Genomic DNA, 21,248 nt, shown 5'->3' with positions numbered 1-21,248 from the left:
CGTAAATGTGCCGCTGAAGCCAGCATGACCACCGTGAAGAGCCACAGGGAAAACGACAGAAGATGTTAAAAATATTGCGGGTTGCTTTTGTCCTTTTAATTGGATCCAAAGTGGCTTTTGCCCAATCTTTGCCACAGGCAGACGCTGTTTATGCGCCGCTCGATATGGATCAAGTGCAGCTTGGGCAGCTTTTGTTTTATGATCCAATCCTAAGCGGGAACAAATCCGTGGCCTGCGCCACCTGCCACCACCCAAAGCACGCCACATCTGATGGTCTTTCTTTGGGCTTGGGCGATGGCGCACATGGTCTTGGACCAGACCGGAAAATTGATCCAAGCAACCTTCCTGAGCAGCGTGTTCCAAGACACTCACCGGGGCTTTTTAACCTTGGTGCTGTCGAATTTGACACAATGTTTCATGACGGTCGCTTAGAGGCTGATCCAACAAGGCCTTCGGGGATTCGAACCCCTTTGGGGCGCGAAATGGTTGAAGGTTTTGCATCGGTTCTATCGGCTCAATCCATGTTTCCAGTGCTGTCACCGGATGAAATGGCCGGTCACTACAGTGAAAATGAAGTAGCTCAGGCCGTCCGCCGTGGGTTTTTAACCTATGATGGCGGTGCATGGTCAATAATCTCTGTGCGGGTTTCTGCGATCCCAGAATACAATAAGGCGTTTGAAAATATCCATGGCGTGGGACACAAAGTTACTTTCACCGATATTTCGGATGTAATCGCAGAGTTTATCGCCTTTGAATGGCGCGCAGATAAAAGCCTGTTTGACCTTTATCTCCGCGAGGGCACAGCCTTGCCGCTTGATTCACAAGCAGGGATGGAGCTGTTTTATGGCAAAGCCGAATGCAGCACCTGCCATGCGGGACAGTTTCAAACCGACCATGGCTTTCATGCCATTGCAATGCCGCAGATTGGCCCGGGCAAAGCTGCCCGTTTCGAAAGCCATGCCCGCGATGAAGGCAGGATGCGCGTGACTGGCAATCCCGAAGACGCCTATAAGTTCCGCACTCCGTCTTTGCGCAATGTTGCCGAAACCGCGCCCTATGGGCATTCTGGCGCCTATGCGACGTTGAAAGCTGTCATCGAACATCACCTTGATCCTCAAAAGGCTTTGCAAAACTACGACAGATCACAGCTTATTTTGCCAGATCTACCAAACAGCAAAGACTTCAGAGTGATGTCCGACCCGCAGGAACTTGCAGCCATTGCAGCCGCAAATGAATTGCAGCCCTTAAAGCTTGCTCCGTCAGAAGTAGATCAGATCATAGCATTTCTAGAAACGCTCTCGGATAAGGATAGCCTCACGGGTCGGCTTGGCGTACCAAAGCAGGTGCCAAGCGGACTGCCCATGGATCAATAATCCGTAAAGGTAAGGCCTTCTAGCCCGTTTCTGAGGGCCAGAACGGTTGAACCTGCCTTTACTTCAACCCAGTTTGAGTGGGTTTGATCAGGCCAAATGACCCGCATTTTTGCCGTTTCAAAGGATCCGAGCCCAAAATGTTCCGGTCCTATTTTTCCTCCGGCATGACCGCCCCCGACAGTCAGTTCACGAGAAACCTTTTGCGATCCGACCATAAGTTCAATCCAGGCGCCGATAGCGTCGCGGTTTGGGCGTTCTTGTTGAAGCTTTATTGCAACCCAGTTGCCTGTTTTGACGGTAACATTTTGATAGACCTCAAAATCTGCCTGTCGATTGACAACCGCAATGTCCAAAAGACCATCTAGATTAAAGTCCACCATAGCACCGCCACGACTGCGGTGCATGGAGGCTATTCCTGCGCTGTTTCCGACTTCCTGAAACGTGCCATCAAGCTGTTGCATCATTAGGTTATTCGGGTCATCCATAGCGCTACCCGGCATTTGCTGCACGTTGCCTTTAGTAACAAAAATATCGTCCAGTCCATCATTTTGCACATCACCAAAATCCACGTGCCAACCTGTTGATGGGCGTCCATCACCGCCTGTATAGGGGCGGTGGGCTGTGGTGCCGCGGCTGTAGGTTGCATCACGGTAAAATGGCCCATCTTGATCTTTGTCTAAAAGCTGAAGCCGTTGATCGCCCATCGAGGTGAGATAGACCTCAGGGAAACCATCACCCGTAATATCACGGGACGCAATTCCCATGCCCCATAGCTTGTGGGTTTGCCATCCTTCTTCGGCAGAGTAGAGTTGAGGCTCGCCTATCATCTTCCACATTTGTTCTTCACCGGCCTGAAGATAATAATGCCGGTCATTGCTAATCCTTAGATCGGCGCGCCCGTGACGGCCCCAGTCCGTAAACAGCATCGAAAGTGGACAATAGCCCGGATCAAGCGCAGAAGCTTCTGTATAAACATCGCCATACGGTCGATAGAGAAAGTTTTTATCGCAGGTTCCAAAGGGACCTTCAGGATGGTTTCGGTCGACATAGTTGCCAAATGCCAAAGTTGGCAAAGACTGTCCTGTTTCCCATGTTGCGGAAAAAGACGTTGTCCATCCGGAAACATAATCATCGTTGAAACCTGTAAGAGGAGAAAATTGGCAGTTTTCAGCGCCCTTAAAGATCATATTGGCACCCACACGCAAAACGGCCAAGTCCAAAAGCCCATCACCATCAATGTCCAAAGGATAGGCGCCGGTCACATTATCCAAAGAAAGCTCTTGGGGTGTTTGTTTGGTGAATTTTATCTCGCCGCCACGCTGTGAGCGGTTACGCAAAAACGCCGATGGCGCTTCGCCGCCCGCAATAAAAATATCGGGAAGACCATCTTGATCGCAGTCAAAAACTGCCATCCCTCCACCGACGAAAAACTCCCACCCGCCATCATAGACATGGGGCGGCATCACAACGGGGGCGAAACTAGGATGGGTTTGGGCTGCGCCAACCGGTGCTGTGGTCGCCGAAAGAGCGCATATTGCAATACCGGCAATAAACCCTATGTTTTTATAATCAATGGACATGCCAGTGCCTTTTCCTTTTCCGCCACTTGCCGGGGCAAGGCCATAGGCGCAATTTAACTTGGCAAACCGATCCCATTCATGTCTGCTAGCTTTCCTGCATAGCCCCCGGCCCCGGTGTTGCGCCGGCGGGACATTTTCCCATGATAATCATTCCCAAAACTTCATCTTTGGTCACGTCTTCGGTTTTGGCATAGCCAACCATTTGCCCGTTTTTCATAACGGCCACTCGGTCAGCAAGATCAAACACATCGTGAATATCATGACTAATCAGGAATATTCCTATGCCTTCTTGTTTGAGCTGTTGGATTAAATCGCTAACCTGATCAGTTTCTTGCGGGCCTAAAGCAGCAGTTGGCTCGTCCATGATTAAAATGCGCGCATTGAACAGTATCGCTCGCGCAATTGCGACGGACTGGCGTTGCCCGCCCGATAATTTGCTCACGGGTTCTTTAAAGCGCTGAAAGTTTGGGTTCAAACGCCCCATAACCTTGCGGGCTTCGGATTCCATTGCAGCATCGTCAAGGGTGCCATAGTTGGTCAGTATTTCGCGACCAAGATACAAGTTGGCCGCAGCATCTACATTATCAGCAACCGCAAGTGTTTGGTAAATGGTTTCAATACCGTATTTTTTAGCATCACGCGGATTATTAATATGAGCCTCTTCGCCGTTCACAAAAATCTGGCCTTCATCACGTTTGTATGCCCCAGACAGAACTTTGATAAGGGTGGATTTTCCGGCTCCGTTGTGGCCCAAAATGGCCACCACTTCACCTGGGTGAAGATCAACAGATGCTTTGTCGACGGCCTTGATGCCACCAAAGGCAATAGACAGATCTTTGATTTGAACGAGCGGTGTGCCTGATTTTTCAGAACTCATCTTTTCACTCCTTATTTGGCGCGGCGCCGGTAAACGGTGTCGATCCAAACGGCGACCACCAGAACGGTGCCCACCACGATTTGTTGAATGGCGGCATCAAAGCCGATCAAAACCATACCAGTTTGAAGGCTTTGCATTACGAGAGCGCCAAGAATAGCGCCATAGATCGTTCCGATACCGCCAGCAAAGGATGTTCCCCCGATCACAGCGGCTGCAATGACGTATAGCTCGTCTAAAGTGCCCAGATTGTTGGTTGCAGAGTTAAGCCGCGCAGAAGAGATCACAGCAGATAGCGCGCATAGCATGCCCATAAGAGCAAAAATCTTTACTGTGACCCAGCGGGTGTTGATGCCTGCCAAATTGGCAGCCTCGGGATTGCCCCCAATGGCAAAGACATAGCGGCCAAATCGGGTGCGCGTGGTCAAAAACGTCATGGCGACACCAACTGCGATTAAAATCAGAACCGGAATGGCAAAGCCATGGCTGATGAAAATTTCACCAACCGGAGTATCGATATTATTCGCTTTGACATATTGCTTCACGATGCCTTTGGGCCACGGGTAAGAGTTGACCAATAGGACAAAAGCGATAATGCCACCGCAGGACACGATACCCAAAAATACCTCGGCCCAAACCGGGCGTAAAGGAAAGCGAAACCGCTTGCGTTGGGCGCGGCCAGAAAAGATCATCACGATGGCTGCGATACATCCCAGTAAGCCTACAATCCAACTTCCAGTGGCACCGATAGAACCATAAGGTCCGCCGCCAAGGTATTTGAAGGTCGCATCAACCGGTGAAATTGTTTCGCCGCGCGCCAAAAGAAATGCAGCACCACGCCAGACTAGCAAGCCGCCCAAAGTCACAATGAAGGCTGGTATACTAAGGTAAGCAACCAAGTAGCCATGAAAAGCGCCAATGGCGGTGCCGATAATAAGACCAAGGATAACCGTTATGACCCAAATCAACGGATGCCCAAGACCAAGAAACTGAGGGAGTATCCAAACCTGAATGATGGCCATTGCCATCGCTGTAAAACCGAGGATCGAACCGACAGATAAGTCAATGTGACGGGTCACAATGACCAACACCATACCCGTGGCCATCACACCAATTGATGCTGTTTGTACCGAAAGGTTCCAAAGGTTTCTAGGTGTTAGGAAAGCCCCAAAACCATTGACCATTTGGCCATAAACATGAAATCCGACCCAAATCAGGACCAAGGCGGCGATCATTCCTAAAAGTCGGGCATCAATTTCTGTGGCGCGGAGGAACCGAACAAAGGCCCCTTCATTTTCCACTTTTGCAGCACCGTGCTGCGGGTTCTCTTCTGTCACGTCGTTCTCCACCCTAAGAGAAAATATAAATGTCTCAGGCAGTTATCATTACAAAACAGGCGTGCCGAGATCAATGTTTCGGCACGCCCTTATTGTGTTGGTTGGCTTAGCAGCCGTTAACACCGTCCATTGCGCCTTCGCAAACCTTTGCTTTTGCGATATGGCCAGCTTCAATCACAATGTTGATGTTGGTTTTATCAATCGGTGTAGGTGCCAAGAAGATAGCATCCATTTCAACGCCTTTGGCGCCACCAGACCATTTAACCGCACCTTCGATAGCAGACATTGCAACTCCGTCGGCCAATGCAGCAGCGATATCACCAGCAGCTGCACCCAGCTGACGCGCATCTTTCCAAACTGAAGTGTTCTGAGTTCCGCGTGCAACCCGGTTAAGAGCAGCGTGATCGCCATCTTGACCTGATACTGGAATGTTCATGCCTTGTGCTTGCAACGCAGCGATTGCACCGCCCGCCATGCCGTCATTTTCGGACATAACCGCATCAACATTGTTGTCATTGGCTGTCAGAATTTGCTCCATGTTTTTCTGAGCATTGTCTGGCTTCCAGCCGTCAGTGAACGCTTCACCAACGATTTTGATTGTGCCGGCTTCAACATCAGCGCCGATCACATCCATCATGCCTTCCAGCAGGAAATGCGCGTTGGGATCGCCCTTGTCGCCTTTGATGATGGCATAGTTACCGCTTGGAACAGCTGCCTTGATAGACCGTGCGATAACCCGACCAACTTCTTTGTTGTCAAACGTCAGGTAAAATGCGCGGTTGTCTTCGATCAGACGGTCATAACCAAGAACAGGGATACCTTCTGCCGCTGCTGCGTCAACAGCCGCGCCAACAGAACCGCTATCAACGGACAAGATAACCAGAGCATCTGCGCCTTGGGCGATTAAGCTTTCAACGTCAGTCAGCTGCTTTGAAGCAGACAACTGAGCATCAGCGGAAATATATTTGTCCCCGTTGGCTTCGATAGCGGCCTTCATGGCTGCTTCGTCAGTTTTCCAACGCTCTTCTTGAAAGTTTGACCAAGACACGCCAATCACTTTGCCTTCGGCGAAAGTTACTGATGACATGGCACATACGGCTACGGACGCGGCCGCAGCCACGCTAAAAAATTTATTCATGTGATCCTCCCACAAAACGAAAAACAACGATCTGAGTGATCGATGTTGGAAAAACCGTCATTTTTCACGACAGTCGAGAAAAATAAACATGAAAATTAATTGATGTCAATTCGACTCTCGAAAAAAATTTTACTGGATTAAAAATAATTACTGTTTAGGGTTAAAAACAAGGAGTTGCATAAGTGCGATATTATGAAAAATAAGAACACAACCGAAGGCTTACGCCATTACAACAGAGCGCTTGTGCTGCAAAGCCTGCGGCGTCTTGGGCCAAGTTCACATACAGAAATCGCCGAAGATTCCACGCTAGCCTCTGGAACAGTTTCGGTCATTACCACCGAATTGTTTGAAGAAGGCGCGATTCGCAAAGAAGAAAAGCCCCCTACGAAAGGGCGTGGAAGACCGCGCGTTCTGCTTGCGCTGAACCCCGGTTTCGCACGATTGGCTTTTATTCATATCTCATCCAGCGAAGTGGAATATTCACTTATAAGCTATAGCAATGTCCTTCTTGATCGGTTTCAGGTGGCAAGGTCGAACAGCGCAACAGACGCCGCCGCTTTTGGCGATCAGGTGCGCCATGATTTATTCCGGCTTGCAGAGCGCTCGGAATTGCATCCATCTGAGATCGCCCATATTTCGATTGCCACCAAAGGTCTGGTTGGCGGCGGCGGTACAAAACTGCTTTGGTCACCGGTTTTTGGTGACAGCCAAATTGACTTTGCAGAGCTTTTCAAAGAGTGGCCTGATCGGGTTAAGATCAATAATCAAACCGGGTTTTCCGCCCATGCAAAACTGCAGGCAGCAGGCCCGTTTGCAAAACAGCACGCTGTGCTATCGCTGGGCGATAGTATCGGGTTGGGCATTGCCAGCCGGACCAGCCGCGAAGAGGTTAGCTATCATGCACCGCCTTTCGGACATATGGTTCATATGGAAGATGGGCCTCTGTGCCGCTGCGGCTCTTTGGGCTGCATCGAGTCTTATGCCGGGTTTTATGGTATTCTGCGCGCTGCCTATGATGCACCAACAGATCATATTCCGGCCAAGTTTATTCCAAAAGAGCAGATGGACCAATTGGCAGCTGATGCCCGCGCCGGCGATCAGCGCATAAGATTTGCCTTCCGGCAGGCGGCGGATGTACTGGCGATCGGTCTGTCGCGATTGATGACAATCCATGGACCGATGGCCATCACCATCACTGGCCCCGGAGTAGCCTATTTTGATCTTATGAAGGATCATTTCAACGGCCATTTCGAAAAAAACCTGCGCATCCGAGTAAGCCATATGCCTACCATCTCGGTGGAAACAGACGAACCCGGTTTGGTATTTTCCAGCAATGCAATGGTAAGCTTGGCCGCTTTTGATAGCGAATATGTAGCGACGCGGCAGATTGAAAGGGCGCGGTCAGCCTAACTAAAGGGTTTGGACGCAAATGTACCGCGATGTTGCCTGATCCCCAGAAAGATTCTACTCTATAAAAATCATAGGGTTGAAGTCGAAATGATTGCCAAAATCACCTATTTGGGTCTTGCAATAGCGGTATTTTCTACCGCGCTATACCTTGCTTTATCCGCGCCTGGATCAGCTAGACTCTATCAACTTGAGGCATTGGCCTCCAACACAAATAACGGGCGGACTGTATATTTAGCCGCCGGTTGCGGCAGCTGCCACGCTGCCCCCAATGCGAGCCAAGACGAAAAGTTAGCTCTGTCTGGTGGACAACAATTTAAAACCCCATTTGGCAAGTTTTATGCACCAAATATTTCCATGTCAGTCAATTACGGCATTGGTGGCTGGTCTTTGACAGACTTTGAACGCGCTGTGCGCCAAGGGGTGTCCCCCGACGGCACCCATTATTTTCCTGTTTTTCCTTATGCAGCCTACCAACATATGCGTGATCAGGATATTGTCGATTTGTGGGCATATTGGCAGAGCTTGCCAACTGCTGACACCAAAAACATATCGCATGATCTGCCGTTAATATTGGGTATCCGCCGAAATTTAGGTCTTTGGAAGCGGATGTTTATGGCGCGTAATTGGGCTATAATGGGCGATCTAAACCCGATTGAACAAAAAGGTCGCTACTTGGTAGAGGCGCTCGGCCATTGCGGCGAATGCCATACGCCGCGAAACGCGCTGGGCGGGCTTAAACATGCAAAATGGCTTGCAGGGGCAAAAAACCCAGCAGGCACGGGCCGGATACCGAATATCACACCCGCATCACTGGATTGGAGCACCGAAGAAATATCCGAGTATCTGCTGTCAGGATTCACACCCGAGTTTGATATGGTCGGCGGACATATGGCTTTGGTGGTCGAAAACCTAGCCCAATTAACGCCAGAAGACCGTAACGCCATTGCGCAGTATCTAAAGATAGTTCCAGCGGTCAAAGTGCCGCGTTAGCTCTAGCTCGATTACTTTTTCGGCATCTGCGCCGTTCTTAAGCGTTCTGATAGAATGCGCAGAATGCCCTTCACTACAATGTGGGAGTCGTCCAGCATTTTCTCGAATTCATCACGCGAGACGAACAAAAGATCACAGTCGGTCACCGTGGCGGCATTCGCCATTCTGGATTGCTCGCTTACAACGCCCATTTCGCCGAATAACTCGTTTTCCCGAACAAGAAAATCAGGCTCTTTTGTGGCATTGCTGGGCAGGAAAATTCCCACTTGACCCGAGATAACCAAATAAACGCCGTTTGCCGCATCGCCCTTTCGAAAAATAAACTTATTGGGCTCTAAATTTAGTCTTTTCATTTCAAATGCGGACCTCATTGCCTTGGATCGCAAAGCTGACTTTTGATGAGGAAAGTGTAGCTGCAATACTGTCAAACTCAGCATCGCTTCTCGGCGGATTATGGTGGCTTATTGACAGGTGCCCAATATCTGCAGCATCTGCAAATGTGCAGGCTTGCTCAATGGATGAATGGCCCCAGCCGACTTTGGTTTTGAGCTCTTCTTCAGTAAACATTCCATCCCAAATAACAAGATCAGAGCCTTTTACAAAGTCGAGCAAAGGCTCTAACTGGCTCTCTTGATATTCATTATCCAAAAGGTATGAAAACTTACCATTTTTCGTTTTGAGCGAATAGCCCATGCTTCCCCCGGGGTGATTAAGCTCTATCACATCAAGTTCGATTTCGGGGGCAAGTTTTCGTTGAATTGTCGACACGTTCATGAACTTCAATTGCTTGAGAACCGTGACGATATCGACAGGAAAATAACCGCCTGAAAAATATGTCTGGATCATATTACGCAAAACATTGCGGTTCACCAACGCACTGGACAGATAGATGGGTTCATTATGCGAAAACACGCTTGAGTTAAATGGTAGCCCTTGAAGGTGATCATGATGAAAATGACTGTAAAGAACAAAAGATTCTCTTTCCAGATCCAGTTTTACATTTTGGAAACCAGTTCCTGTGTCAAAAACAATCTGAAAACCGTCCAATAAAACTTCATAACACGACGTATTGCCGCCGTATTTTTCCGTCTGCGAAGGTTGCGGGATCGACCCCCGCGTGCCGTGCATTCTTATAAGCAAACTCTGTCCAATCTTTATTGCCAGTGGTCTCTCTATGCCACATTTGGATCAAAATGTTGATCTTTTTCTTTTTAACTTGTCATTCAAGCTGTTTATACGGTCGTCATAGGGATTTGATTAGCTTGAATACTAGATTAAGTTTGTGGGTGGGTTTAAAGTAATTCAGAGTATTTTCTGGGTTTTAAAACCTGCGTCTGGTAAATATTTTGGAGTTTAAAAGGTGGTATTAAATGACACTTAAATTGCAGGATATGCTTCAAAACGAAGCTGTTTTTGAAGTTAGCTTTTTCAATTTTGAAAATTCAATTACCGCCGCTTATTTTGCAGATCGCGATTTAAACATAATACGCGCGAATAGAAACTTCCAAGCTTTGTTTCCAAGTATTAAAAAGTTTGAAGGATTAAACATGCTTTTCCTTTTGGATAAGCTTGGACTTCCACAAGAACGCGTTGATGAGTTTAGCAGAACCTTGACCAAAGAAAATCGGGTTCAAATTCCCGATCTAAAAATCACAGTCCAAGGTAAGATGAAAACATATTCGCTGCTGTCGACATATACCAAAAATGAAACCTTTTCCTATTTAAACGGGGTACAAGGCCAGCTGATCGATCGAACCGCCGAGTATGAACTTCATGCGCAAAATCAACAGCTTTTGGAAGAAAACAAAGAATCAAACACTCTTCTTACCGAAAAAAGCGAAAAGCTGGAAACCATCGCCAACCGGCTGGCCAAATACCTGTCACCGCAAGTGTATCAAAGCATCTTTTCCGATAAAATCATTGATGGCCAAACTTATAAACGGAAAAACTTGACTGTGTTTTTCTCAGATATCGCAAGCTTTACGGATTTATCTGATACGCTTGAACCAGAACGACTGGCTGAATTAATCAATACTTATCTTTCCGATATGACCGAGATTGCAATTAACAATGGCGGCACCATAGATAAATTCATTGGCGATGCGATTATGGTGTTCTTTGGCGATCCCGATAGCAGTGGTGAAGAAGTGGACGCATTACGTTGTTTGAAAATGGCTTTCGAAATGCAGGAAAAAATTAAATCCATAAGCCGGGTTTGGCAGTCCAAAAAGGGTATTCCAGGCGGATTGAATGTAAGAATGGGAATTGCCACAGGATATTGCACGGTTGGTAATTTTGGCTCAAACCAACGTCTTGATTACACAGCACTTGGCAGTCCGGTTAATATGGCAGCGCGGCTCGAAGCCATTTGTCCTTTAGGCGGAGTTTTAATGACCCAAGCCACAGCGAATATATTAAGCGATAAGGTGAAGAGCGAATTTTTTGATGACTTCAACATCAAAGGCTTTTCTAAACCAGTCCCCGTTTATAAAGGCATTGCGTTACAAGATATTGACGAAGAGCTTGAAACAGGTCTGGTGCACCAAAGCGACTCACTTGAGCTTTATATCAAAAAATCATCCGATATTGTTGCTGTCATTCGAGAGCTGCGCGAATTAGAACAAGAGTTTTCCAAGAAGCTTTCCGGCTAGAAGAAAATTACCTTTGGTCATATTGCGAAGGACCAGCAATGCAGTTTTGCTTTTAGGCGCTGTTAATGCGATACAGCCTTCCAAAAGCGAGCGGCGGCTTAAGGTGCATAACCTTGGTCAGTGAAAGCCGCAAAGCAAGATAACAGGAGGAACAAGATGACCCAATTGCAACCTCGGCTTTCGTTTGGCCAAAAGGCAGGCTGGGGCCTTGCCGATATGGGCATCGTGGTCTTTGTGATCGTGAAGCAGCTTTTGGTGATGGCGTTTTTGACCACCTATCTTGGGGTGCCAGTTCAAATTGCGGGCGCGGTGACAACCTTGGTGCTGATCTTCGATATGGTGACAGATCCTCTTATTGGCTATCTATCGGATCGCACCAAAACACGCTGGGGACGGCGCGCACCTTGGATGGCGCTTGGGGCCGTGGTGCTAGCAGGCGGAACGGTCGGTCTTTTTGGTGTTCCACTGGGGCTTTCAACAACTGGTAATTTGCTGTGGGTAACCGCGTTTTTCGTGCTGGCCACTGTCGGGTTTACGATGGTTGCAATTCCCTATGGCGCCATGGCCGGGGAAATCACGCAAAACCCGCAAGAACGCTCGGCAATGACCGGATACCGCATGGCCTTTGCCAGTATCGGCATTTTACTGGGCGGCGCGATTATTCCACTGTTGGCAGGCGGCACCCGCGAAGGGCATCTGCAAGCGGCTATCATGGTGGCCCCCGTCATTATACTTGCAATTTGGCTATCCATCTGGGCCACGCGTAAAGCCCCACGGGTGCAAACCCCAAGCACACAAAGTTTTTGGACGATGGCAAATATGGTGTTTAGCAATGCACCCTTTATGGTTTTAGTGGTGCTCTATGGTGTGATGACCATGGCCATTGCTTTGATCACGGCCGGGCTGCCGTTTGCGGCGCTCTACCTGATTATGGACAGCGGCGATACGATGCTATCCGGCGCGGCAAATGCTTTGACGGTTCTGTCGCTCATGTTTGCTTGTTTTGTGCTTGGCTCGATCCTAAGCCAAGCGGTCTGGGTGTGGATTTCCGCGCGTCTTGGCAAGCTTGGCGCCTTGGTTTTGGGTTTGGGGCTTTATATCGTTTTGCTTTTCGCGCTTTATACCATGATGCCATCGGTGAATGTCACGGCAATGGCCGGAATGTTTGTTTTGGCTGGCATGACCAACGGCGCTTATCAGCAGATCCCTTGGGCGATGTACCCCGATTTGATGGATGTCACCCGCAAGGCCACGGGCGAAGCCATCGAAGGCGCGTTTAGTGCTATATGGCTTTTTGGTCAAAAGGCCGCAAATGCATTGGCGCCTCTGATTTTGGGGGCTATTCTTGGAAGCTATGGCTGGCAGGAAACCACTGAGGGCAAAATTGATCAGCTGCCAGAGGCCATTTCGGCGCTGCATGTCTCAATCACTATACTGCCTGCGGCTGTTTTAGGCTTGGCGATTGTGGGGCTCGTGCTGGTGTATCGCCGCTCGCTGGCCAATGCGGAAAGCGCTTCACTTTGAGAAAAGCGGTGCAAGCTGCTCCTCTAAAATAACCTTTCGTCGCAATGGAGGCGGAGGTAGAGTACTGCGGGTTCTTTCAAATTTGAGAATTGATCTTGAAAACGGTAGATTGTCGATCCCGCGCCAATGTTCTAGTTTCGGCTTGGCTCAGCGATAAAAGTATATCTTCTGGTGATAGCCCTCTTGCCAAAGACTTTGACCAAATTCGCCGTGCCGATGCAGGGGACCAAGGCATGGCCGCCTCAGAAAGCCATTGCCTCAATGGGGCGGGTAGGCCGTCAAACGTGACCATAGGATTGTCAGAACGGCGTCTCCGTCTCAAGCTGCTCTGACCCAAATTTCTGCTCATGCTTCTTCCATAGGATCATCTACCGGGTCGAGCACCAAAACGAGCCGGGTTTCACCTGTTCCCTCGATTGGAGGCGAGCGATGCAATAGCCCAGAGTTTGGCTTTGCAGGCCAAAGTGTTCCTCGGAGAAGTATCGGAGAGCCGGTTTGAACCGTAAATACACGCCTAGGATCTTTGCCGTAGGTTGAAGTGCCGTATTGCGTCCCGGTCCCTTTATAGGTGCAAACCAAGCGGGAAGTAATTGCATCAATGTGAAATTTCCGGCAGGCATTTGTGGTCACAACATCCAGCCGCAATCTTAGGAATCTTGCATCCATAAGACCCGAAAACATGGTTGCAAGCGATACAATATCCTGCTGAAGCCAGTCACGCTCTGGTCCGGCGGGCAGGCCAGACATATCGCAAAGATGACCAACGGTATGTGCGACTGTTTGCAATGGTAAAAGGACCCGTCCGCGCGGCAAAACCTCTGCATCCAAGCCATCCAGCCAAGTTTGGACATTTTTAGGGGTTTGTCGGCGCCAAATCGCAGCGGCGCATTCGGGCCGCAAAAATCGGTCTAAAGACGCCGGGTCGTCCACAATTCCTACGTCTATAATCCCGCCCTTTATGGAGTTTTGGACTAAAGTCATGCAGCATCCTCTGCTCGACGCCAAATCGGAAATGGGTCTGGATAATTTGGCAAGCCGTCGGGCCCTGCGGCTGCAACGGCGGGAACGAGACAGTTGTCCAGCCGCGCCTTTAGGGCCGGCCAGTCGATCCCAGCGCCGATGAAAACAATTTCTTGTCGTCTGTCGCCCCAAGGTTCTTGCCAATGGGCCTTCATATAGGCTTGTGCACTTTCGTGGTTTGGACGCTTATCTTCCGGAACTGAAGCCCACCAGGTGCCAAGCGGTTTAATACTAGATAATGCCCCTGCCAGTGAAAACTCTGCGACCCAATCGGGCCGTGTCGATATCCAGAAATGGCCCTTTGCCCGGATCACCCCTGGCAGTTCACCATTGAGAACTTCAAGAATACGGTCAGGCACAAACGGCCGACGCATCCGATAAACGTATGAGGCAACGCCATATTCTTCGGTCTCGGGAACATGGTCTGCAAAACCATAAAGCTCTTTGGCCCACATGGGGTGTTCATGCGCTTGATCAAAATCAAAAAGTCCAGTGTCGAGGATTTTTTCGGCAGCAACCGAGGAATGGTTGGTTTCGATGATCTCAGCGTCGGCGTTAAGGCTACGGATGACCTTGCGCGCTGCGTCCAATTTACTTTCTCCGGCATCGTCCGCCTTGTTGAGGATCACCACATCAGCGAATTCAATCTGATCGGTCAACAAATGTACCAACGTACGCTCATCTTCTTCACCCATGGTCTCACCGCGATCACTGAGAAAGTCATGCGATGAAAAGTCATTAAGAAGATTTACGGCATCCACAACCGTGACCATCGTGTCTAACCGCGCTACGTCGGACAGGCTTTCACCGTTTTCATCGCGAAAATCAAAGGTTGCAGCCACCGGTAAGGGTTCGGAAATGCCGGTCGATTCAATCAACAGATAATCAAACCTCCCATCTGCGGCCAGGCGCCGAACTTCTTCAAGCAAATCATCACGCAAAGTGCAGCAAATGCAGCCATTTGACATCTCGACCAGTGTTTCATCCGTGCGGCTAAGCTCGGTATCGGCGCGCACAAGGTCAGCATCAATATTCACTTCGGACATATCATTAACGATCACAGCGACCTTGCGGCCCTCACGGTTATTTAGCACCCGGTTTAAAAGGGTGGTCTTACCCGCTCCTAAAAAACCTGAAAGAACAGTTACGGGAAGACGGGTATTTGACATGGGTAAGCTCCATTGGCTGCCTAGTAAGTCATGTAACTTATACTGTTACTAGACGAATGCAACAGCTATTGTTACATGTGATGCCTGCCAGGAGAAAAAATCCACATGAAGCGCAACAGCCGCCTATCCCTCGCCCTGCACACGCTCAGTCACATGGCCGGAGATCCGGGCCGTGTGCGCACATCTGCCGAGATTGCCGATCATGCAGGCACGAACCCGGTTGTCGTGCGCCGCGTATTGGGGCGGCTTCGCGAAGCGGGCCTTTTGACGTCAGAAAAAGGTCATGCAGGTGGCTGGCGGCTGGCGCGTGATCCCAAGAACATCAGCCTTGCGGATGTGTATCTTGCTTTAGGTGAAAGCCTTATTTTAACTGAAAATGAAAATCACACCCCTACGTGTTCAGTAGAGCATGCTTTGCAGCGCCGCGTTTTAAGTGTGATGGAAGAAATCGAGCAAAGCTTTGTTGAACGGCTCAGCGAAACAACCATCTCAGAAGTCTTGGGAGCGTAGCAAGAGGCCCGTTTTCTCCAATTAGCTACCCTTCATCGAAGCGGCTATATTTGCATCTTTGGACTCATGGCCAAGATTTTTCGACTTTAATCACTTTTTTGAGTTTCAGCCTAGTTCAACGCCGAAACTCTTCATCTATTCTATTAGCGGCGATAGATTCTTAGGGCGACCGGATAAGTGTTGCGCTGCCCTATTGGGTTAATGCATCCAACGCAAGATGGATTAGCCCATGTTTGGGGGCATTTGCGGGCCACTGAGCAAACACGCTAATTGATGGTAATGTCCATTCTGGCAAAACTACCGCCATATTTCCTGTTGTAATGTCCGCTTGGACAAGAAATTCGGGTACGATAGCCAAGCCAGCGCCGGCATGAGCCAGGCGGTGCAGGGCTTGGGCATCATTGGTATACAAATGTGGGGTTGGTTTGAGGTTTACAATTTCGCCTGTTTTATGGCGGAATTTTAACGGGATTGCCTGCACTGGCTCCAATGCAAGCCATTCCCAATTAACCAGCATCTTTGGGTTATGAACACTCTGACGGGTTGAAAGGTAGGACTTTGAAGCCACCAATATTCGTTTCACTGTGAAAAGCCGGCGCGAGGTTGCCGAGTTCTTTGCTTTTGCCCCCATGCGTATTGCAAAATCAAAGCCATCATCTATCAAGGCGCGTCGGGCGTCAGAAAAGTCTAAGTGCAGCTTAATCCGCGGATGGGCAATCGAAAATGCAGCAATTTTATCTGTGATCTGAGAGTGTGACAAAACGGATGGCACCGTTAGACGCAGCTCTCCACTAGGATCATTTGCCGTGGCCGTTAGGGCCTGCAACTCACCCTCAACCGCCTCTAACATATTGCGCGTTGCCGTTAGCAATCTTTGCCCTTCCTTAGTAAGGGTTAGTTTTCTTGTTGAACGGTAAATAAGAGCAACGCCTAGGTGTTCTTCCAATTGCGAAATATGGTGGCTTACGACCGATGGAGAGAGCTTTAATTCGCGAGCGGCACCGCGAAATGATCCATGGTTAATGGTTTTTGCAAAAATGGCCATTTGACGAAGACGATCAATCATTATGTAAAATTCCAGAACAGTTAATTCTTATAATTCCAGATTATGATTTTATTCGATCCTGTCTATCTTATTCGCACAGAGATCACGCAAAAGCATGATCTTCGTAATTATTAAGAGGGATCACACATATGAAAAAAACACAGTCCACACTGGCTGTGGCCACACTAGCCATCACATCAATTGCCTCGTATGCGTTTGCTGACAACAGTGATACGGTTCAAGTATTCTATGATTTGCTTAGTAATCCGGGGTCAGAAACCCATGCAGCTGCATTTCGCGCAGCAATCGCTGACAACTGGACAAGCGTTGGGGACTACTCGGGTGAAAACAAATCTCGTGAAGCGTTTTTGGGGCAAGTGGGCGGTTTTGCCAAGCTTTTGCCAGATCTGAACTGGGCAATCCAATCAGTTCATGAGAGCGGCGATTTTGTTACGGTTCGCAGCCGTGCGACTGGCACACCTGTTGCGCCATTCTTTGGCGTAAATGGCGAAGGTCGCAGCTTTGATATTATGGCCATCGATATTCATGAAATCTCTGACGGTAAGATTGTGCAGTCCTTCCATGTTGAAGACTGGGCAGGCGCACTGCAGCAGCTTTCCGGCCGCTAAGCATCAATCAAGAAAGGAATAATGAAATGAATAGACGACAAGCTTTAAAGGTATCCGTCGCCGCAGCAACCGGCGCAACTCTTGCCACGGTAGCATCGGCTCAATCAAATGACGACGAAAGCCAAGCAAGTCTTGATACCGTCATGGCGCTAATGGGCGCTATGGGTCGCGGTGACATGGCTAAAATGGATGACCTGATGGCCGATGACATGGTTTGGTTAAACGAAGGCGATCCAAGCATCCCATGGATTGGCCCATGGAACGGCAAAGAGGCGATCTTTGGCTTTCTGGGGATATTCAGCGAAAACTTCAAAACCACAAAGTGGGAAAACACCGATATTTTAGCCTCAGGCGACACTGTTGCTATATTTGGTGATATGAATGGGGTCACGACCAAATCCGGGCAAGAAATTGGTGATTTTACCTTTGCTCTGCGTGCAAAAGTTCGCAATGGGAAAGTTGTGCTTTGGAACTGGTTCGAAGACAGCTTTGCGGTAAGCCAAGCCTACCATGGGACGTAATTAACAGGCTCTCAATTGCTGGACTGCTGCTGGTGTATCGCCAATCGCTCTCGCTATTAAAGCGCATAATGGTGCGCACTGATTTGAGAGCACCCTAGATCACCGCTAAAAACAAATCTTTGCGCGGCGCACAAACTACTGTGCGCCGCGGTTATTTTTTATCTCGGCATTATGTTACGGTAAACTGCCCCATCATACCGCAGTCTTCATGCTCAAGGATGTGGCAATGATACATATAGGGTGCTTCAGCGGGCGCTTCATAATCAAAGCGAACAAGCACCTCGGACCATTGGTCACCATCGACATGAACCATATCTTTCCAACCCTGCGCATAAGCTGGCGGCTCACCACTTTCCTGACTTAGTATTCTAAACGAACAGCCGTGAACGTGGAATGGATGCCGAAAATCATCAACCGAGATGCGCCAGATCTCGGTGTCGCCTTTGCGCACCTTTTCGTCGATGCGGTTCATGTCCATTGGTTTTCCATTTATGACCATGGCGCTGCCGTCACCGCAATAATTATCACCGGCCGCAGCAAGAGCCGCAAGATCCGCGCCTGTTTCCTGCTCAAGCTCAAACGACCTTGTAACGGTTGCTTTGCTCGGGTCCGGCACAGATAAGTTGGCAAGGTTATTAGGAACTGAGCCGTCAAATCCGGCTTTGTCGTTCCTATTTAATGTTAGCGCCGCAATCTGGGCCTCACCGTCAGTTAGCAACTCACGCATGATGCCTTTAATCCCTCCAAGCTCAGGAAGCTCATGGTTTACAATCAACTGATTGGTGTCAACTTGGCGCATATCCACCAAAATCTCATAGCGCTCGCCCGGGGACATAAATATTGTGTCTGTTTGAACGGTTGCGCCAAGAAATCCACCATCTGACGCGATCACGTTCAGAGGGCCTGTCGCCATGGATAATGTCAGAAAATTGGCGTTGCAGGCATTAAGAATACGCAGGCGGACCAGCCCCTTTGGGACAGTCTGCGCAACGGGTGCTATGGCGCCATTGATCACCAAGGCTTCGCCCATGAACCCGTCTTCTAGCGCTGTTTCGGTCAATGTGTAATTCAGCGCACCTGCATCAGTGAACGTCTTGTCCTGCAGAACAAGGGTGAAGTCGTCCACGCCATAAGTCTTAGGCAAATCGGCTGATAAACTTGCATCATCTTCGATCAGCATCACCCCAGCCAATCCCTTATACACTTGCTGTGCGGTCTTGCCATGCGCATGGGAATGAAACCAATTCATCGAGGCGCGCTGGATGATTGGCACATCCGGGGACCAGGTTGCCCCCGGCTGGATTTGCTGATGGGGGCCACCATCGACATCGCCAGGAATATGAAGTCCGTGCCAATGAATTGTGGTGACCTCTTCGATTTGATTGGTGACATCGAACGGAAGCGTTTGGCCCTGTTTCACGCGCAGCACCGGTCCAAGATAAGAATTATTGATCCCTAGTGTCGAACTGGCTGCGCCGGTACCAAAATCATGGCTCGACGGGGCTAATTTCAATGCAAGCCTTTGATCAAAGCCATTGGTAAGGTCTGTCATAGGAAGAATGGGGAGTGGGCGTGTGGCCGATTGGGCTTTGCTCACTCCGGCCAATGTAGCGCAAGATGCTGCAGTCCCGATCATAAAATTTCGGCGATTTATTATCATGGCTTCGTCTCCTTGAAGCATATCCAACTATGTGTGAGGCATACCGGCTTTTAGTTTCGCCACAGGTAATGCTGCAACAAACACAAAAGCAGCTCCGATCAGGCCCGAATATGTAATTAGAAAATATCATCTCAGTTATTTTCTTAGATGACGGTATAATAAAGCTATAAAGTGGCTGCTATCACTTCACGATCGCGTTGTTATCACGTGCATAATATGGATTCCAAGCCAAATTTAGCTAATTTTACCTAAGGTAATTTAAAATGTATCCGCACAGAGTTTAGTAAGTAAATAAGGGTCCATTCTACCAAATGTTACAAATGAGTTTATTGAATAAATACCATAATCTGTTGAGTTCTTATTGCCGCCTCGATCCAAAAAGTATTGGCTTTTTTAAATTGGTTTAAGGCTGATGCTTTACAGCTTTAGTCAAGTTATTGGTCTGCGCCCTAAATCACGGCCATAAACAAGTCGTTGAGCGCAGCGCGGGTCAAAGGGCGCGGGTTGCCGCCACAGGATGGATCATCAAGCGCGCCGCTGATTAAAGCCGCAAGAGGTTCTGCGGTGACCCCCAGCGCTGATAGTTTTTTGGGGATGCCAAGGCTGTCGTTTAGGTCTTGGACAAACCGGCAGAAACCGTCAAATCCGCCCGCGATCCCAAGATAGGCTGCAGCCTGATCAAACCGCAGGGCAATTGCGGGGGCATTAAAATCCAAAACAGCGGGCATGCAGACCGCATTTGTGGTGCCATGGTGGGTTCCAAACATTGCCCCCACCGGATGGCTCATGGCGTGGATCGCACCCAGCCCCTTTTGAAACGCCGTGGCCCCCATCATTGCGGCGCTCATCATTTGGGCCCGGGCCTCAATATCGTGACCATCGCCATAGGCGCGCGGCAGGTATTCTTTGACCAGGCGCATCCCTTCCAGCGCGATGCCTTGACTCATGGGGTGATAATGCGGGCTGGAAAATGCCTCGACACAATGGGCAAAGGCATCCAGACCGGTGCCAGCTGTGATGGCGGGCGGCAAATCAAGAGTAAGTTCGGGGTCGCAAATCACTACGGTGGGCAGAACCTTGGGGTGAAAGATGATCTTTTTTACTTGGGTTTGCGCATTGGTTATAACACTGGCGCGGCCCACCTCGGACCCGGTGCCAGCGGTGGTTGGCACGGCGATAATGGGCGCAATGGTATCACTGTCGGCGCGGGTCCACCAATCGCCAATATCTTCAAAATCCCAAACCGACCGGCTTTGACCGTTCATAAACGCCACCATCTTGCCCAGATCAAGGCCCGAGCCACCACCAAAGGCAATCACCCCGTCGTGGCCGCCCTGCCGGTAGGCGGCGACCCCTGCCATTAGATTATCTTCGGTCGGGTTTGGATCAACTTCGCTAAAAACCGCGCAGCCCAGCCCGGCGGTTTGCAAAAGATCGAGAGCTTTATGAGTAATCTCTAAACTGGCCAACCCGCGGTCAGTGACTAGCAATGGCCGGGTAATCCCAGCCTCGGCGCAAGCAGCAGGCAATTCTTGGATACGGCCGGGTCCAAATTTAATCGCAGTTGGGTAAGACCAATTGGCGGTAAGTGTCATCGCATAGCTTTCTGTTTATTGGCTGCCCAAGAGGCGTTTGTCGTTATTTTATAGGTGGACACTAAGGTGCAATCATTAGGTCATCAAATAAGTCTACGGCCTTCTTAAACTTGTCGCGACAACCTGTATTGCAGAATCCAACAACTTGGCCATTGTATGTTGTCAAAGATTTCTCTTCGATTGGCTTGCCTGACCAGGGGCAGTTTTTATTTATTGCGTCTT

The 21,248-nt window shown here is 49.3% G+C and carries 20 protein-coding genes; 9 read left to right on the top strand and 11 right to left on the bottom strand.

The window, feature by feature from the left end; all coding sequences use genetic code 11:
• The first annotated feature begins 62 nt into the window (after window positions 1–62).
• Window positions 63–1,373 carry a c-type cytochrome gene (locus tag GN278_00555; GenBank protein ID XAT59449.1) on the top strand — a complete coding sequence of 437 codons (1,311 nt, stop codon included), beginning with the start codon at window positions 63–65 and terminating at the stop codon, window positions 1,371–1,373.
• Here GN278_00555 and GN278_00550 read toward each other — a convergent pair.
• From GN278_00550 to GN278_00535, 4 genes are all read right to left on the bottom strand, one after another.
• Window positions 1,367–2,953 (bottom strand): hypothetical protein, encoded by a 1,587-nt coding sequence (locus GN278_00550; protein XAT59448.1) that lies wholly within the window; start codon window positions 2,951–2,953, stop codon window positions 1,367–1,369. The two genes, GN278_00555 and GN278_00550, sit on opposite strands and share 7 nt — an antisense overlap.
• Before the next feature lie 85 nt (window positions 2,954–3,038).
• On the bottom strand, window positions 3,039–3,830 hold the full coding sequence (locus GN278_00545; GenBank protein XAT59447.1) for an ATP-binding cassette domain-containing protein: 792 nt from the start codon (window positions 3,828–3,830) through the stop codon (window positions 3,039–3,041).
• A gap of 11 nt (window positions 3,831–3,841) precedes the next feature.
• Entirely contained in the window at window positions 3,842–5,062 is a 1,221-nt protein-coding gene (locus tag GN278_00540; GenBank protein ID XAT62475.1) for a sugar ABC transporter permease, read from the bottom strand.
• 208 nt (window positions 5,063–5,270) lie between these two features.
• Complete coding sequence (locus GN278_00535; GenBank protein XAT59446.1) at window positions 5,271–6,302, bottom strand: substrate-binding domain-containing protein; 1,032 nt, start codon at window positions 6,300–6,302, stop codon at window positions 5,271–5,273.
• 192 nt (window positions 6,303–6,494) lie between these two features.
• Between GN278_00535 and GN278_00530 the strand changes: the two genes are divergently transcribed.
• Together GN278_00530 and GN278_00525 are read left to right on the top strand one after the other, a co-directional pair.
• Window positions 6,495–7,712, top strand: coding sequence for an ROK family protein (locus tag GN278_00530; protein ID XAT59445.1), 1,218 nt, complete (start codon window positions 6,495–6,497; stop codon window positions 7,710–7,712).
• A gap of 87 nt (window positions 7,713–7,799) precedes the next feature.
• Window positions 7,800–8,702, top strand: coding sequence for a diacylglycerol kinase (locus GN278_00525; protein XAT59444.1), 903 nt, complete (start codon window positions 7,800–7,802; stop codon window positions 8,700–8,702).
• 11 nt (window positions 8,703–8,713) lie between these two features.
• Here the strand turns inward: GN278_00525 and GN278_00520 are convergent, their stop codons facing one another.
• Both GN278_00520 and GN278_00515 read right to left on the bottom strand, forming a co-directional pair.
• Window positions 8,714–9,139: a cyclic nucleotide-binding domain-containing protein gene (locus GN278_00520; GenBank protein ID XAT59443.1), complete on the bottom strand. Its 426-nt coding sequence runs from the start codon at window positions 9,137–9,139 to the stop codon at window positions 8,714–8,716.
• The gene (locus GN278_00515) at window positions 9,057–9,830 is read right to left on the bottom strand and encodes a hypothetical protein (protein ID XAT62474.1); all 774 of its coding nucleotides are present in this window, start codon (window positions 9,828–9,830) and stop codon (window positions 9,057–9,059) included. Before GN278_00515 ends, GN278_00520 begins: the two co-directional genes overlap by 83 nt.
• Before the next feature lie 242 nt (window positions 9,831–10,072).
• On the opposite strand from GN278_00515, the gene GN278_00510 reads away from it, so the two are divergent.
• The 3 genes from GN278_00510 (at window position 10,073) to GN278_00500 (ending at window position 13,209) form a co-directional block, all read left to right on the top strand.
• Window positions 10,073–11,353: an adenylate/guanylate cyclase domain-containing protein gene (locus tag GN278_00510; protein XAT59442.1), complete on the top strand. Its 1,281-nt coding sequence runs from the start codon at window positions 10,073–10,075 to the stop codon at window positions 11,351–11,353.
• A gap of 156 nt (window positions 11,354–11,509) precedes the next feature.
• Window positions 11,510–12,877, top strand: a complete 1,368-nt coding sequence (locus tag GN278_00505) for an MFS transporter (protein XAT59441.1) — start codon at window positions 11,510–11,512, stop codon at window positions 12,875–12,877.
• A gap of 95 nt (window positions 12,878–12,972) precedes the next feature.
• On the top strand, window positions 12,973–13,209 hold the full coding sequence (locus GN278_00500) for a hypothetical protein (GenBank protein XAT59440.1): 237 nt from the start codon (window positions 12,973–12,975) through the stop codon (window positions 13,207–13,209).
• 13 nt (window positions 13,210–13,222) lie between these two features.
• On the opposite strand, the gene GN278_00495 is transcribed toward GN278_00500, so the two are convergent.
• Window positions 13,223–13,858, bottom strand: a complete 636-nt coding sequence (locus GN278_00495) for a DUF1826 domain-containing protein (GenBank protein ID XAT59439.1) — start codon at window positions 13,856–13,858, stop codon at window positions 13,223–13,225.
• Entirely contained in the window at window positions 13,855–15,066 is a 1,212-nt protein-coding gene (locus tag GN278_00490) for a GTP-binding protein (GenBank protein ID XAT59438.1), read from the bottom strand. The genes GN278_00495 and GN278_00490 overlap by 4 nt, the downstream gene beginning before the upstream one ends.
• 105 nt (window positions 15,067–15,171) lie before the next feature.
• Between GN278_00490 and GN278_00485 the strand changes: the two genes are divergently transcribed.
• Complete coding sequence (locus GN278_00485) at window positions 15,172–15,576, top strand: Rrf2 family transcriptional regulator (protein ID XAT59437.1); 405 nt, start codon at window positions 15,172–15,174, stop codon at window positions 15,574–15,576.
• A gap of 190 nt (window positions 15,577–15,766) precedes the next feature.
• Here GN278_00485 and GN278_00480 read toward each other — a convergent pair whose 3' ends face one another.
• Window positions 15,767–16,642: a LysR family transcriptional regulator gene (locus tag GN278_00480; GenBank protein ID XAT59436.1), complete on the bottom strand. Its 876-nt coding sequence runs from the start codon at window positions 16,640–16,642 to the stop codon at window positions 15,767–15,769.
• A 128-nt stretch (window positions 16,643–16,770) separates the two neighbouring features.
• Between GN278_00480 and GN278_00475 the strand changes: the two genes are divergently transcribed.
• The gene (locus tag GN278_00475; GenBank protein XAT59435.1) at window positions 16,771–17,250 is read left to right on the top strand and encodes a polyketide cyclase; all 480 of its coding nucleotides are present in this window, start codon (window positions 16,771–16,773) and stop codon (window positions 17,248–17,250) included.
• Window positions 17,251–17,393: 143 nt separating this feature from the next.
• On the top strand, window positions 17,394–17,771 hold the full coding sequence (locus GN278_00470) for a nuclear transport factor 2 family protein (protein XAT62473.1): 378 nt from the start codon (window positions 17,394–17,396) through the stop codon (window positions 17,769–17,771).
• Between the two features lie 169 nt (window positions 17,772–17,940).
• On the opposite strand, the gene GN278_00465 is transcribed toward GN278_00470, so the two are convergent.
• Together GN278_00465 and GN278_00460 are read right to left on the bottom strand one after the other, a co-directional pair.
• Window positions 17,941–19,458 carry a multicopper oxidase domain-containing protein gene (locus GN278_00465; protein XAT59434.1) on the bottom strand — a complete coding sequence of 506 codons (1,518 nt, stop codon included), beginning with the start codon at window positions 19,456–19,458 and terminating at the stop codon, window positions 17,941–17,943.
• Window positions 19,459–19,880: 422 nt separating this feature from the next.
• Entirely contained in the window at window positions 19,881–21,026 is a 1,146-nt protein-coding gene (locus tag GN278_00460; protein XAT59433.1) for an iron-containing alcohol dehydrogenase, read from the bottom strand.
• Window positions 21,027–21,248: the final 222 nt, after the last annotated feature.

This window comes from Rhodobacteraceae bacterium Araon29, assembly GCA_039640505.1.
Taxonomy (GTDB): domain Bacteria; phylum Pseudomonadota; class Alphaproteobacteria; order Rhodobacterales; family Rhodobacteraceae; genus CABZJG01.
The sequence above is the reverse complement of the archived record's forward strand: the minus strand, read 5'-3'. Positions and strand labels throughout refer to the sequence as shown.